The 13,766-nt window shown below is 67.5% G+C and carries 11 protein-coding genes, 1 tRNA gene and 2 pseudogenes; 5 read left to right on the top strand and 9 right to left on the bottom strand.

The genetic code is table 11. The features are described from left to right. Positions 1–153 precede the first annotated feature (153 nt). Positions 154–1,064: pseudogene (locus tag QZ281_RS11250) on the top strand (putative PEP-binding protein); the annotation flags it as partial. After that, positions 1,061–2,734: an N-acetylglucosamine-specific PTS transporter subunit IIBC gene (gene nagE, locus QZ281_RS11245; protein ID WP_292228393.1), complete on the top strand. Its 1,674-nt coding sequence runs from the start codon at positions 1,061–1,063 to the stop codon at positions 2,732–2,734. The pseudogene QZ281_RS11250 and the gene nagE, both read left to right, overlap by 4 nt. 123 nt (positions 2,735–2,857) lie before the next feature. Here the strand turns inward: nagE and QZ281_RS11240 are convergent. The 3 genes from QZ281_RS11240 to hemC form a co-directional block, all read right to left on the bottom strand. Next, positions 2,858–2,933, bottom strand: a tRNA-Thr gene (locus QZ281_RS11240). 35 nt (positions 2,934–2,968) lie between these two features. Then, positions 2,969–3,676 carry a uroporphyrinogen-III synthase gene (locus tag QZ281_RS11235; protein WP_292228391.1) on the bottom strand — a complete coding sequence of 236 codons (708 nt, stop codon included), beginning with the start codon at positions 3,674–3,676 and terminating at the stop codon, positions 2,969–2,971. Next, positions 3,673–4,626 carry a hydroxymethylbilane synthase gene (gene hemC, locus QZ281_RS11230; RefSeq protein ID WP_292228390.1) on the bottom strand — a complete coding sequence of 318 codons (954 nt, stop codon included), beginning with the start codon at positions 4,624–4,626 and terminating at the stop codon, positions 3,673–3,675. The genes QZ281_RS11235 and hemC overlap by 4 nt, the downstream gene beginning before the upstream one ends. On the opposite strand from hemC, the gene tsaD reads away from it, so the two are divergent. The 3 genes from tsaD to QZ281_RS11215 are packed head-to-tail and all read left to right on the top strand — an operon-like array spanning position 4,625 to position 7,226. Next, positions 4,625–5,824 (top strand): tRNA (adenosine(37)-N6)-threonylcarbamoyltransferase complex transferase subunit TsaD, encoded by a 1,200-nt coding sequence (gene tsaD / locus QZ281_RS11225; protein WP_292228388.1) that lies wholly within the window; start codon positions 4,625–4,627, stop codon positions 5,822–5,824. The two genes, hemC and tsaD, sit on opposite strands and share 2 nt — an antisense overlap. 26 nt (positions 5,825–5,850) lie before the next feature. After that, positions 5,851–6,849, top strand: a complete 999-nt coding sequence (locus tag QZ281_RS11220) for an NAD(P)H-dependent glycerol-3-phosphate dehydrogenase (protein ID WP_292228387.1) — start codon at positions 5,851–5,853, stop codon at positions 6,847–6,849. Continuing rightward, positions 6,846–7,226, top strand: coding sequence for a Rieske (2Fe-2S) protein (locus QZ281_RS11215; protein WP_292228385.1), 381 nt, complete (start codon positions 6,846–6,848; stop codon positions 7,224–7,226). Before QZ281_RS11220 ends, QZ281_RS11215 begins: the two co-directional genes overlap by 4 nt. Before the next feature lie 23 nt (positions 7,227–7,249). Here the strand turns inward: QZ281_RS11215 and QZ281_RS11210 are convergent, their stop codons facing one another. The 6 genes and pseudogenes from QZ281_RS11210 to QZ281_RS11185 form a co-directional block, all read right to left on the bottom strand. Beyond that, positions 7,250–8,347 carry a hypothetical protein gene (locus QZ281_RS11210; RefSeq protein ID WP_292228383.1) on the bottom strand — a complete coding sequence of 366 codons (1,098 nt, stop codon included), beginning with the start codon at positions 8,345–8,347 and terminating at the stop codon, positions 7,250–7,252. A 41-nt stretch (positions 8,348–8,388) separates the two neighbouring features. Further along, complete coding sequence (locus tag QZ281_RS11205; protein WP_292228381.1) at positions 8,389–9,156, bottom strand: ABC transporter permease; 768 nt, start codon at positions 9,154–9,156, stop codon at positions 8,389–8,391. Then, positions 9,153–10,085, bottom strand: a complete 933-nt coding sequence (locus QZ281_RS11200) for an ABC transporter ATP-binding protein (protein ID WP_292228379.1) — start codon at positions 10,083–10,085, stop codon at positions 9,153–9,155. The genes QZ281_RS11205 and QZ281_RS11200 overlap by 4 nt, the downstream gene beginning before the upstream one ends. Before the next feature lie 209 nt (positions 10,086–10,294). Next, positions 10,295–11,374: a recombinase RecA gene (recA, locus tag QZ281_RS11195; RefSeq protein WP_292228377.1), complete on the bottom strand. Its 1,080-nt coding sequence runs from the start codon at positions 11,372–11,374 to the stop codon at positions 10,295–10,297. A gap of 145 nt (positions 11,375–11,519) precedes the next feature. Continuing rightward, a complete protein-coding gene (locus tag QZ281_RS11190; RefSeq protein WP_292228376.1) occupies positions 11,520–13,211 on the bottom strand; it encodes an MHYT domain-containing protein in 1,692 nt (563 codons plus the stop codon). Positions 13,212–13,217: 6 nt separating this feature from the next. Continuing rightward, positions 13,218–13,766, bottom strand: a pseudogene (locus tag QZ281_RS11185) (peptidase M20); the annotation flags it as partial.

Here is a 13,766-nt window from a genome sequence, read left to right as displayed (position 1 = left end):
TACGCATCGATCGGCACGCACAACGGCACGACTGTGGCGCTGGGCGCGACGCCGTCGCAGGCCGACGCCGACGTGCTGGCGCTGGCGGCGCCGTTCTTCCAGCGCGGCTTCGCGCGCTACGAGATCATCGGCAGCCGTGGCGTGACCGTGGCCGACGGCGCCCGCATCGAGGTCTTCGCCAATCTGGGCGACGCCGCAGAGGCTGCGCCTGCGGTGGCGGGCGGGGCGGAGGGCTGCGGCCTGCTGCGCACCGAGTTCCTGTTCCTAGAGCGGGAAACCGCCCCGACCGAAGACGAACAACTGACCCAGTATCAGACCATCGCCGATGCTCTGGACGGTCGCCCGCTGATTATCCGCACGCTGGATGCAGGCGGCGACAAGCCCTTGCCCTATCTGCCCATGCCGCATGAGGAAAACCCGACCCTCGGGCTGCGCGGCGTACGTTCGGGCCTGCACCGGCCCGATATCCTGCTGACCCAGTTGCGGGCCATCTGCCGGGTGCGGTCAAAGGGGACGGTCGCGGTCATGCTGCCGATGATCGCCTCGGTCGCTGAGGTGCGTCAGGTGCGCGCCATGCTGGATGTCGCCGCCGCCGAAACCGGCGGATCGAAACCCCCGCCGCCGCCATGACGGTGGACCGACTGGCGCCTGCCATCGACTTCATCTCCATCGGCACCAATGACCTGACCCAGTACGCCCTGGCCATGGATCGTCAGAACGCCGCTCTGGCCGCCCAACTCGACAGCCTGCATCCCGCCGTCCTGCGCCTGATCGCACAGGCGTCGGGCAGCGCGGCTGAGCTGAAGTGGATCGGCGTCTGCGGCGGATTGGCGTCCGATGTTCTGGCCACGCCCATCCTGATCGGTCTCGGCGTGCGCGAACTGTCCGCGACCCCGTCGATGGTGGCGGAAATCAAGGCGGTGGTCCGTAATCTGACCCTGTCCGACTGCACACGTCTGGCCACCGAGGCTCTGGCGCAGGACAGCGCCGAGGCGGTACGCGCTCTGGCGGCGGACCGTCTGGCCTGCCTTGTTCAACCTCACGCCGTGGGAGCCGTGGCATGAAGTTCGGTCTTTCCAGCCTTCAGCCTCTGGGCCGCGCACTGATGCTGCCCATTGCGGTCCTGCCAGTGGCGGGCCTGTTGCTGCGTCTGGGTCAACCCGACCTGCTCGACATCGCCTTTGTCTCGGCGGCGGGGCAGGCGATCTTCTCCAATCTGGGCCTTCTGTTCGCGGTGGGCGTCGCGGTCGGTCTGGCGCGCGACAACAATGGCGCGGCAGGTCTGGCCGGCGTGGTCGGCTATCTGATCACCATCGAGGCGGCCAAGGTTCTGATGAAGGCCCCGCCCGAGGTTCTGGCGGGTCTGACCGGCGATGTGGCCGAGGCGGCGGCCAAGACGTTCCGCGATCAGGCCCTGACCCGTCTGGGCGTTCCGATCGGCATCATTTCCGGTCTGATCGCGGGCGATTTCTACAATCGGTTTTCGACGCTGAAGCTGCCGGAATATCTGGCCTTCTTCGGCGGGCGTCGGTTCGTGCCTATCGCCTCAGGCTTTGCGGCCCTGGCCGTGGCGGCGATCATCGGCCTGTCCTTCTCCGCCATCGACCATGTCATTGATGTCTTCAGCCGCACGGTCGTCGGATCGGGCGAGATCGGCATGTTCGTCTATGGCCTGCTGAACCGCCTGCTGATCATCACCGGCCTGCACCACATCCTGAACAATGTGGCCTGGTTCATCGTCGGCGATTATCACGGCGCGACCGGCGACCTGAACCGCTTCTTCGCAGGCGATCCCACGGCGGGGGCCTTCATGAGCGGCTTCTTCCCCGTGATGATGTTCGGCCTGCCCGCCGCCTGTCTGGCCATGTACCACGCCGCACGGCCCGAGCGCCGCAAGGCCGTGGGCGGGATGCTGTTCTCACTGGCCCTGACCGCCTTCCTGACCGGGGTGACCGAGCCGATCGAGTTCACCTTCATGTTCCTGGCGCCCGCCCTCTACGCCATCCATGCGGTCCTGACGGGGCTGGCGATGGTGGTGATGAACCTGCTGGATGTGCATCTGGGCTTCACCTTCTCGGCGGGCCTGTTCGACTATGTGCTGAACTTTGGCAAGTCGACGCGGCCGTGGATGCTGCTGCCGGTCGGGCTGGTCTATGCGGGCCTCTATTACAGCCTGTTCCGCGTTTTCATCCGTGTACTGAATCTGAAGACGCCGGGCCGTGAGGATGATCCGGTCGAAACCGTGACCCACGTCACTTCGGGCGGTCGCGGCGAAGCCTTCATTCTCGCGCTGGGCGGCGCCAGCAACCTGCTGGCCGTGGCTTCCTGCACCACTCGTCTGCGCCTGCGGATTGTTTCGCGTGATCGCGTTGATGAGGCGGCGCTGAAGCGTCTGGGTGCCCGCGGCGTCATCGCCCCCTCGCCCGACAGCCTGCAGGTCGTCATCGGCCCGACGGTCGAGGCCGTGGCTCAGGACATCCGCGACCAGTGGGGATCGGCGCCATCCGCCGCCCCAACTCCCGCCGCGCCGGTTCAGGGTGTTCAGGCCAGCCTCAGCGACGCTCTCAAGGCCGCACTGGGCGGCGCCGCCAACATCCGTTCATCGACAACCAAGGCCGGGCGCATGTGCGTGGTTCTGGCCGACGCCGCCGCCCTGAACGAAACCGCGCTGACCGCCGCCGCCCCCAAGGGCTTCGTGCGCCTAAGCCCGGACAGTCTGCAGGTGCTGGTCTAGGCGCCTCGTCGTCGATCCTCAAACCCGTCGCGCGGCCGCCTTGCGCAGCCGCGCTATGAGGCGCGCCTGGTGCGTGGCTCAAGGACGCCTTCAAGGGCCGGGCTCTGATTGTCCGGGAAATAGTGGTGCCGCTTAGGTGACTCGAACACCTGACCCCATCATTACGAATGATGTGCTCTACCGGCTGAGCTAAAGCGGCTCCGGTGCGCGATCAAGCCGCGCGAGAGGGGGTCTTTATACGGGCTGTTCGCGATTGCCAAGCGCCTCTTGCAGGGACTTTAGCAAACTCTGCTCATTTGGGGCTTCAGCGACCGCGATGGCGAGGTTCAGATCGGCCAGAGGGGCCGCAGCGGCCGGGGATATGCAGGCGATGAGGCTGGCCGCCAGTGTCGTGCGGTCCAGCGCGGCCACAAGGCGAGCGGCGCGCGGTGAATGGATCAGGATCGCCTCGACAGTCGGCAGGGCGGGCGGCGTGACCGGCACGGTGCGATAGACGGACAGGGTTTCGATCAGGGCCTGTCCGCCAGCGGCCCTGACGGCGTCCGACAGATCGCCCACGGGCGTTTCGGCGACAGCCGCCAGAATGGGGCCTGCAGGCGGCTCGGCGGCGATCAGGCGGGTCAGCGCGGTCAGGTCGCCGGAGGCGGAGCGTATGTGGGTGAAACCGATGCCCTGGGCCGCGTCGGCGGTGGCGTCGCCGACGGTCAGGACCAGATGGTCCCGGCGCGCCGTCAGGGCGGCGTAGGCGTCGACGCCGTTGGGGCTGGTGAAGACCAGCGCCGCGAACCGATCCAGATTGGGCAGGGGCGGGGCCAGCGCCTCGACCGCCAACAGCGGCGCGATCACCGGCGTCAGGCCCAGTTCACGCAGCCGTTCCGCCGTGCGCCCGGCGCCGGGCTGGGTGCGGGTGATCCAGACGCGGGCCGGGACGGGAGCGGTCATCCGTCCAGCGTCGCCGGGTCGACTTCCTGATCGCCGGCGGCCGCGTGGACCTCGGCGCCCAGACGAAGGCCTAGGGCATGGGCGGCGTCCGACGTGGGGGCGGCCAGTTCACCCGCACGACGCCAGCGGGCAGAGCCGTCGGGGCTGAGCATTTCCGTGGTCAGGCGCAGCGTCCCGTTGTCGATGGCGGCATAGGCGCCGACGGCGGTGCGGCATGAGCCCTCCAGCGCCAGCATGGCCCCGCGCTCCGCGGCGACGGACAGTGCGGTGTCGGCATGGTTCAGGGCGGCGACCCAGGGGGCGTCGATGTCGGCGGCGCGGGTCTGGATGGCTAGCGCGCCCTGACCCGGCGCGGGCAGGAAGGCGTCCAGCGACAGTTTTTCGCGGATGTGTTCGGTCACGCCCAGACGGGCCATGCCGGATACAGCCAGCAGGATGGCGTCGAACTCTCCGTCCGCCGCGCGGCGCAGGCGGGTGTCGATGTTGCCGCGCAGCATCTCGATCTTCAGGTCGGGTCGCAGGGCCTGGGCCTGGGCCTGCCGTCGCAGGCTGGCCGTGCCCAGACGTGCGCCGAAGGGCAGGTCGTCGAAGCGGGCGAAGTCGCGGCTGATGAAGGCGTCGCGGGCGTCCTCGCGCTCGGGGATGGCGGCGATGCACAGGCCGTCGGGCTGAACGGCGGGCACGTCCTTCATCGAATGGATGGCGATGTCGACGCGGCCCTCCAGCAGGGCCTCCTCGATCTCCTTGGTGAACAGGGCCTTGCCGCCCAGCTCCAGCAGGCGGCGGTCTTGAATCCGGTCGCCGGTGGTGACGATCTCGACCAGAGGCACGGCGGTCTCGACCTCGGCGTCGGGCACGCCCAGAGCCGCCGCGATGGCGCGCTGCATCATGCCGGACTGGGCCAGCGCCAGCTTGGAGCGGCGGGTGCCGATACGGAGAGGAAAGGTCATGAGCGTTGCGCACCGGTCGCCGGGTCGCTACCTCGACCCGATGGAGATGTCCGCCGACTATAGCAGCCGCGCCGAAGCGGCAACCAGACGCGATGTCCAGACCGAGGCCCGTGTGCTGACGGTGCTGGGTCTGGAGACCAGCTGCGACGAGACCGCGGCCTCGGTCGTGCGCCTGCATCCGACGGCGCTGGGCGGCCGGGCCGAGGTGCTGTCCTCGGTCGTGCACAGCCAGATCGACGACCATGCGGCCTATGGCGGGGTGGTGCCGGAAATCGCCGCGCGCAGTCATGTGGAGATGATCGACGGCGTCACACGTCGCGCGATGGCTGAGGCGGGGCTGGATTACGCCGATCTGGACGGGGTGGCGGCGACGGCGGGGCCGGGTCTGGTCGGCGGGGTCATGGTGGGCCTCAGCTACGGCAAGGCGGTCAGTCTGGCGCGCGGCCTGCCGCTGGTGGCGGTGAACCATCTGGAAGGTCATGCTGTGTCGGCGCGGCTGGGCGCAGAGGTGGCCTATCCCTTCCTGCTGCTGCTGGTGTCGGGTGGTCATTGCCAGTTGCTTGAGGTGCGCGGCATCGGCGACATGAGCCGCATCGGCGCGACCATCGACGACGCGGCAGGCGAGGCCTTTGACAAGATCGCCAAGGCGCTGGGACTGGGCTATCCGGGCGGTCCGGCGCTGGAGCGTCTGGCGGCGACAGGCGATGGTTCGAAAATCGAACTGCCGCGCGCCCTTCTGGGCCGCAAGGACTGTGACTTTTCGTTCTCGGGCCTGAAGACGGCGGCCTTCCGCATCGCCCAGACGTGCGAGACGCAGCAGGACAAGGCCGATCTGGCCGATGCGGTCCAGAACGCGATTGCGCGCCAGTTGTCGGACCGGTCGGAGCGGGCGCTGGCCGCCTATGCCGCCGAATACCCGCATCGCCTGTTCGTGGTGGCGGGCGGGGTGGCGGCCAACAAGACGATTCGCGCCACGCTGGAGGCTACGGCGGCTAGGCATGGTTTCGATTTCCTGGCGCCGCCCATGGCCTATTGCACCGACAATGCGGCCATGATCGCCCTCGCGGGGGCGGAAAGACTGGCTTTGGGCCTGACTAACGACGTGGATGTGATCGCACGGCCAAGATGGCCGCTGGACGAAGCGCGCGCCCTGTCCGATCCTTCGCACAAGCCGGGGCGCAAAGGCGCAAAAGCATGAACCGGCGCAATGCCTTGGGAGGGCGCATGGAATTTCGCACGGCAGGGGTCATCGGCGCGGGCGCATGGGGCACGGCCCTGGCGCAGGTCTGTGCGCGCGGCGGGCTGGATGTGATCCTTCAGGCCCGCGAGGCCGAGGTGATCGAAAGCATCGCCGCACGCCGCATCAACGAGGCCTTTCTGCCGGGTGTGGAGCTGCACCTCAATATTCGTGCGACCAGCGATCTGGCGGATCTGGCCGGGTGTGACGTGATCCTGGCCGTGCCGCCTGCGCAGCATATGCGCGCGACCCTGACCGCCTTCGCCCCCCATGTGCGGGCGGGCGTGCCGATCGTTCTGTGCGCCAAGGGGATTGAGCGCGGCACCCTGAAGCTGATGACGGACGTGCTGGCGGAAACCCTGCCTGATGCGCCCGCCGCCGTCCTGTCCGGTCCCAGTTTCGCGGGCGAGGTCGCGCGCGGCCTGCCGTCCGCCGTGACCCTGGCCTGTGCGGATGATGCTCTGGGTGAGGCCCTGCTGAACACCCTGTCGGCGCCGGGCTTCCGGCCCTATCTGGCCAAGGATCTGATCGGCGCCGAGGCGGGCGGCGCCCTGAAGAATGTGCTGGCCATCGCCTGCGGCATCGTCGAGGGGCGTCAACTGGGCCGCAGCGCCCACGCCGCCGTCATCACGCGCGGCTTTGCCGAAATGACGCGTCTGGCCGTGGCGCTGGGCGGCGAGGCCGAGACGGTGGCTGGTCTGTGCGGTCTGGGCGATCTGGTCCTGACCTGCTCCAGCCCGCAGTCGCGCAATATGAGCCTGGGTCTGGCGCTGGGACAGGGCCAGACGGTCGAACAGGCGCTGGCCGGTAAACGGTCGGTGGCTGAAGGCTATGAGAGTGCGCCTGCCGTGCGCGAACTGGCGACGCGTCTGGGCGTGGAAATGCCCATCGCCGAGGTCACCGCCGCCCTGCTGGCGGGCGAGACCACGGTGGACGGCGCCATAGAGGCCCTGTTGTCGCGTCCCCTGAAGGCCGAGCGGGTTTGAGCGATACGCCCGAACCGGCCGAGCGCAAGCGGGTCTGGAAGACGCCGCCGGGCGTGGCCCTGTGCGTTGAAACCGACATCGCCGACCCCGGCTCGCGCGGCTTTGTGCTGCAAATCGGCGAGGCCTTTTTTCATGGCTTCGTGGTGCGCAAGGATGGGGCGGTCGCGGGCTGGGTCGACCGCTGCCCGCACGCCGGATTTCCCATTGCGGTCGAACTGGATCGCTATCTGACGCCAGACGGTTCGCTGATCCTGTGCGGCTGGCACGGGGCGGTGTTCGAGCCGCTGACCGGCGAATGCACAGGGGGGCCGTGCGCGGGCGGGCGACTGACGCCCTGGCCCGTGTCGGCGGCGGGCGGGATCATCCGCACCGCCTGACCCGCCTGCTGGTTTGCTTTGGCTTAGTCCAGCGGTTGGGGGCGCGTCACGATAGGCGCATTGGGGTCCGTCTGCGCCGGGCGTGCGGGCGTCGGCGCGGGGCCTGGAGGAGCGACCACGACCACAGGCGGCTCGACCACTACAGGCCGCACGGGCGCAGTCGTAGAGACGGGCACTGACGGCGCCGCCGTCTGGGGCGATGGACGCGGCTGGGCTGGCGCCGGTGCTGGTCGTGGCGTTGGCGCAGGGGCCGGGGCGCGTGCGGGCGGTGGCGGAGTTGGCGCAGGACGGGACACTGTGGACGCCGCCGGAACGACGGTTGCAGGCGCTGTTGCTGCGGGAGCAGGCTCGGGCGTCACCTCAGGGGCTGGCTCAGCGACCGGCAGGCTGACGGGGGCGGCGGCGTCTGCCGGTGAAACCGGCGGGGTTTCGGACGCGGGGTGCGAACGCAGGGCGAACCACAGTCCGCCGCCGATGATCAGAATGGCAGCGGCGCCAGCGCCGATCAGCAGGGGCAGACGCGAGGCCGATTGGCGGGATGCGGCCCGGCGCGGCAATGCGGCTTGCGGTGCGGCAGGCGCGACCTCGATCACCGGGGATGTCTCGGCGACCATGACGGGGGCGGCGGGTTCGGGTTCGACCGGCGCGGCAGGTGTCGGCTCAGGCCGGGGCGGTGAAACAGGGGCGGCCTCTGCGACGGGCAAGGGGCGCACGGTCAGGTCAGGTGCGGCGGGCGCCGGTTCCGGCTTCGTCGGTGCGGTTGGCGTCGTTGCAGGCCGCGTCTGTGGGATCAAGGAACCCGACAGTATGCCGCCAGCGCGCTGTGCGGGGGCTGACGCAGGCGCAGGTGCAGGCGCCGCCGGACGGACCGGCGCGCGACCTTCGGCGGGGGAGAAGCCCAGACCCCGGCCCTCGGCCTGCCCTTGGGTCGGCGCCTGCGACGGGGGCGCCTTGCGCGGCGGCGGATTGGGCAGGCGGTCCAGTGGGTTCGGCGCGACCGGCACCGGTCCGACGTGGAAGGTCGTCGCGGGCATCCGGCCCCACTGCGCAGGCTTGCGCTCGAAGGGTTCAGGCTGGGCGGGCGCCGGTCCCGGCGACGGGGTCTTCTGATCGTCGGACATGGTCTTCTATTCGCTGGCGATCTGGCCGGTTTCGTGACGGTTCAGTTCTTGAGCCGATATCCGGTCTTGAACATCCACATCACAATGGCAAGGCAGACGGCGAAAAAGCCCAGTGTCGCCGCCAGGCTGATGCCGATGGAAACATCGCCCTGACCATAGAAGGCCCAGCGGAAACCCGAGATCAGATAGACGATCGGATTGAACAGGGTCACCGTGCGCCAGCCGTCCGGCAGCATGTCGATGGAATAGAAGGCGCCGCCCAGGAAGGTCAGGGGCGTGACGATCAGCATCGGGATCATCTGCAACTGTTCGAACCCGTCGGCCCAGACCCCGATGATGAAGCCGAACAGGCTGAAGGTCACCGAAATCAGGATCAGGAAGGCCATCATCCAGAAGGGGTGCAGGATCTGCAGCGGCACGAAGAAGGATGCCGTCGCCAGAATGATCAGGCCCAGCACCGCCGACTTGGTCGCCGCCGCCCCCACATAGGCCAGCACGATTTCCAGGGACGAAACCGGCGCGGACAGGATTTCGTAGATGGTGCCGGTGAATTTGGGGAAATAGATGCCGAAGGAGGCATTGAAGATCGATTGGGTGAACAGGCTGAGCATGATCAGGCCCGGCACGATGAAGGCGCCATAGGGCACGCCGCCGACCTCCTGCATCCGGCTGCCGATGGCGCCGCCGAAGACCACGAAATACAGGGCCGTCGTGATGACGGGAGTGACAATGCTCTGCCAGATGGTGCGCAGCGCGCGCGCCATTTCGAAACGATAGATGGCCCAGACGCCGTATCCGTTGAAGGTCATGCGGCGGTTCCGTTCGTGTGGACCAGGCTGACGAAGATGTCTTCCAGCGAGCTCTGGCGGGTGTTCAGGTCAGTGAAGCCGATGTTCAGCGTCTCGAGCCGTCGGATCAGCGAGGGGACGCCGGTGTCGTCGGCATTGGCGTCGAAACCGTATTCCAGTTCGCCCCCGCCGTTCTTCAGCGTCAGGTTCCAGTCGGACAGTTCGGCAGGAACCACGGCCAGCGGTTCGGTCAGGTTCAGCGTCAGGGTCTTCTTGCCCAGCTTCTTCATCAGGGCGGTCTTTTCTTCGACCAGGATCAGTTCGCCCTTCAGGATGACGCCCACCCGATCGGCCATCTCCTCGGCCTCTTCGATATAGTGGGTGGTCAGGATGATGGTGACGCCGCGTTCGCGTAAGCGTCGGACCATGACCCACATGTCGCGACGCAGTTCGACGTCGACGCCCGCGGAAGGTTCGTCCAGGAACAGGATGTCCGGCTCATGGCTCAGGGCCTTGGCGATCATCACCCGGCGCTTCATGCCGCCCGACAGGGTGCGCATCTTGGCGTCGCGCTTGTCCCACAGGGTCAGGTCTTTCAGCAGTTGTTCGATGAAGGCCGGGTTCGGCGCCTTGCCGAACAGACCGCGGCTGAAGGTGACCGTGGCCATCACCGTCTCGAAGGCGTCCGTGGTCAGTTCCTGCGGCACCAGTCCGATCTTGGTTCGTGCGGCGCGGAAATCCTTCTGGATGTCATGGCCGTCTGCTGTGACCGTGCCGGTCGTGGGCGTGACGATGCCGCAGACGATGGAGATCAGCGTGGTCTTGCCCGCGCCGTTCGGGCCCAGCAGGGCGAAGATCTCGCCCTTGTTGATGTTCAGGTCGACGCGTTTCAGCGCCTGATGGCCGGATTTATAGGTCTTGGTCAGACCTTCGATGGCGATGACGGGCATCGGCGCTCCTTGGCCGAGGCGTCGGCCCCGGTTCTGTAAGGCGGGAATATGGCGCGCCGGGGCGCGGGCTCAAGGGGCAGCAGAATAAGAAAGGCCCGCCCGATACGAGATCGGGCGGGCCGCGATTGCAGAAGGCTTGGACGTTATATCGGCACTCCGCCGACCCCACGGGGTCGGGTGGCGGGTCGCAGGGACCGACGGAGCAGTGCTTAGCCTTCCAGGTCCTGGCCTTCGTCCGGTTCGGGCGTGCCCAGGAGCTCGTCAGCAATCTTGTTGGTGGAGGCGCGAACCGCCTTTTCGATGGAGGTGGCGATGTCGGGGTTCTGCTTCAGGAACTCACGCACATTCTCGCGGCCTTGCCCGATGCGGGTCGAGTCATAGCTGAACCAGCTGCCCGCCTTTTCGATCACGCCCGCCTTGACGCCCAGGTCGATGACCTCGCCCAGCTTGGAGATGCCTTCGCCATACATGATGTCGAAGATGACCTCGCGAAACGGCGGAGCGACCTTGTTCTTGACCACCTTGACGCGGGTGGTGTTGCCGACAACTTCGTCGCGGTTCTTGATCGCGCCGGTGCGGCGGATGTCCAGACGCACCGAGGCGTAGAACTTCAGCGCATTGCCGCCTGTCGTCGTTTCCGGCGAACCGTACATGACGCCGATCTTGTGACGGATCTGGTTGATGAACAGGACGATGCACTTGGACTTGGAGATCGAGGCGGTAAGCTTGCGCAGCGCCTGGCTCATCAGACGCGCCTGCAGGCCGGGCAGGCTGTCGCCCATTTCGCCTTCGATTTCAGCGCGCGGGGTCAGGGCTGCGACGGAGTCGATCACGACGATGTCCACGGCGCCCGAGCGGACCAGGGTGTCGACGATTTCCAGCGCCTGCTCGCCCGTGTCGGGCTGCGACACCAGAAGGTCGTCCAGGTTCACACCCAGCTTCTGGGCATAGACGGGGTCCAGCGCGTGTTCAGCGTCCACGAAGGCGGCGACGCCGCCCTTCTTCTGGACCTCTGCAACCGTGTGCAGCGCCAGTGTGGTCTTGCCTGAGGATTCCGGGCCGAACACCTCGATCACCCGCCCGACGGGCAGGCCGCCGATGCCGAGCGCCATGTCCAGACCCAGCGAGCCGGTCGAGACGCTCTCGATCTCGTTCACCACGCCGGCCTTGCCGAGTTTCATCACCGAGCCCTTGCCGAAGGCGCGATCGATCTGCGCGATCGCCGCCTCAAGAGCGCGTTGCTTGTCGCCGTCTTCTTTGCCCACCAGTTTCAAAGCCGCCTGTGCCATTGCCTTCGTCTCCCTTGCCATGATTCCCGTCAGAAGCTTGGGAGAGACCCGCCATGGACCCGCCCCCGTTAAGTGAGGCGGACTATGTGCATGGTTTGTTCTGGTTCACAAGATGTTCTCTTTTTGAAATGTGAGAACCTGGATTTCAGGCGACCGTTTCTGACGTATCGCCCAGCGGCAGGCGCAGGCTGAAGGCGAAGCCCTCGGGCGGATAGGCCAGGGCCGCCGATCCGTTCAGCGAGCGGTTGATGGTGGAATCGATCAGGTCCGAGCCGAACCCGCGACGCTCGGGCGAGCGGACGGCGGGTCCGCCGCTCTCGACCCAGTCCAGCAGCAGGACGCCATTGTTGAGCGACCAGTCCACGCGGACCTGGCCGCCCGCCGCAGACAGGGCGCCGTATTTGGCGGCGTTCACGGCCAGTTCGTGAAACGCCATGCCCAGGCCTTGGGTCTGCAGCGGATTGAGACTGACGGAAGGACCGTTCAGGTGCACTTGCTCATCGGCATAGGGCGCCAGTTCCTGCACCAGCAGGTCGCGCAGATCGACCCATTCCCAGTTCCCCGCCGTCAGCAGGTTCTGGGTGTTCGACAGGGCCAGAAGCCGCGCTTCGAACAGGGTGGTGAACATCTTGATGTCGGGGGTCCGGCGCGCGGTCTGGCGGGCGATGGACTGGACCGTGGCCAGGGTGTTCTTCACCCGGTGATTCAGTTCGTTGATCAGAATACGCTGCTGGCGTTCGCTGTCGGCGAGGGCCTGATAGGCTTGGCGCCGGTCGGTGATGTCCGTGATGACGCCCGACATCCGCATGGGACGGCCAGACCGACTGCGGATCAGGCGTCCGCGCAGGTGGAACCAGCGGTTTGTGCCCGCCAGACGCCATTCCTGATCATAGTCGGCTTCGCCCGCCATGGCGCGCGCCAGCGCGGCGAGGTGGATAGGCAGGTCTTCGGGCGACAGGCGGTCACCGATTTCGGTGGGGCCAAGCCGCGCGTCGTGGGGAATGGACAGGATCTCGCGCGCCCGGTCCGACAGGATGGGCGAGCGCAGCGGCAGGGCCGCCTCCCAGAAGCCGACGCCGCCCGCATCAATGGCGGACAGGACATTGGTCCTTTGATCCAGAATGGATGCGCCGAGCGCCAGGAACAGGATGGTGACGCATCCGGCTGTGACGGCGGCGGCCAGGGCGACCGGAGACGCGCCCCCGACGTGAGTGATGTGCGAAGACGGGGCCAGGATGACGGCGGCCATGCCGGTGTAGTGCATCGAGGCGATGGCCAGGCCCAGGATCACGGCGGCCAGGGCGCGCCAGCCCTGACTGCGCTCGCGCCGCGCTGCTGTCAGGGCTGCCGTGGAGGCCACCACGGCGATCAGGACAGACAGGGCGACCAGGGCGGGGCGATAGCCCAGTGTGGCGGTCGTCCGTACGGCGGCCATGCCGACGTAATGCATGGCGGCGATCGACAATCCCATCAGCAGGCCGCCTGCAGGCAGGACGAAGCGTTTGGAACCCGGCCGGCTCGCGGTCAGGAAGGCGACAGCGTTGACTATCTTGAGCAGGAAGGCGACGCCTGTTCCCGCCACGGCCAGCAGGAAGGAGACGACCGTCAATCCGATTTCATAAGAGACGGGCGAGCCCGGATCGAAGCCCAGCATGGCGATGAAATGCATCGACCAGATGCTGATGCCCAACACCAGGGCGGCGACGCCCAGCCATTTGATCCGCGTCGAACCCAGGTGCGCCCGCATCCGGCCGAACAGGTCCAGAGCGGTCCAGGCGCCAAGGATCGCAACGGCGATGGCGACAGCGGCGAACAGGCTGATGTGGTCGTGATGCACGCGGTTTCAGCTCGGGTTGGTCAAGGTGGATTGGGCGGGTGCAGGATGGGGTTGGGCGGACTGGGCCGCCAGCGACAGGCCGCCGCCCAGGATCAGGCTGGCGGCGCCGATGACCGCTAGCGTACGGGCGCCAAAGGGCTGAACCGGCGCCAGAGGGCGCGCCAGCATGGCGATCAGCAGGCCGAACAGGCCCAGCGCGCCGGGCAGGTCCATGCCGATGCCCAGAAAGACGCCGTGCGCCTGCGCCAGCAGCCAGCCGCCGACGATCAGGGTGACGACAGCGGAGGGGATCAGGGCGGTCCAATGCGCCAGACGGGCGCTGATCAGCGCGGTCACGGCGGCTGCGAAGGCGGCGGCCAGTCCCGGCCAGATGAACAGGAGGGCGGCCTCCGGCGCCGCAATCTGTGTGATCAGACCCAGCGTCAGGACAACGATGATCAGCCCCAGCCAACCGCCCCACGGTGTCTCATCCTCACCCTGTGGCCAGAGCGTCAGGATGATGGCGACAATGGCGGCGCCTGCGACAGGCAGGTTCAGTCCGCCCAGGGCCAGGGC

The organism is Brevundimonas sp., assembly GCF_018608325.1.
Lineage (GTDB): Bacteria > Pseudomonadota > Alphaproteobacteria > Caulobacterales > Caulobacteraceae > Brevundimonas.
This window is presented reverse-complemented; position numbering and strand designations above follow the sequence as displayed.

Excerpts from the sequence above, each read along its gene's own strand:
- recA (WP_292228377.1), bottom strand. The coding sequence starts at position 11,374 with ATGGCACAGGCGGCTTTGAAACTGGTGGGCAAAGAAGACGGCGACAAG.
- QZ281_RS11210 (WP_292228383.1), bottom strand. The coding sequence starts at position 8,347 with ATGTCCGACGATCAGAAGACCCCGTCGCCGGGACCGGCGCCCGCCCAG.
- QZ281_RS11235 (WP_292228391.1), bottom strand. The coding sequence starts at position 3,676 with ATGACCGCTCCCGTCCCGGCCCGCGTCTGGATCACCCGCACCCAGCCC.
- QZ281_RS11200 (WP_292228379.1), bottom strand. The coding sequence starts at position 10,085 with ATGCCCGTCATCGCCATCGAAGGTCTGACCAAGACCTATAAATCCGGC.
- QZ281_RS11205 (WP_292228381.1), bottom strand. The coding sequence starts at position 9,156 with ATGACCTTCAACGGATACGGCGTCTGGGCCATCTATCGTTTCGAAATG.
- QZ281_RS11220 (WP_292228387.1), top strand. The coding sequence starts at position 5,851 with ATGGAATTTCGCACGGCAGGGGTCATCGGCGCGGGCGCATGGGGCACG.
- tsaD (WP_292228388.1), top strand. The coding sequence starts at position 4,625 with ATGAGCGTTGCGCACCGGTCGCCGGGTCGCTACCTCGACCCGATGGAG.
- hemC (WP_292228390.1), bottom strand. The coding sequence starts at position 4,626 with ATGACCTTTCCTCTCCGTATCGGCACCCGCCGCTCCAAGCTGGCGCTG.
- nagE (WP_292228393.1), top strand. The coding sequence starts at position 1,061 with ATGAAGTTCGGTCTTTCCAGCCTTCAGCCTCTGGGCCGCGCACTGATG.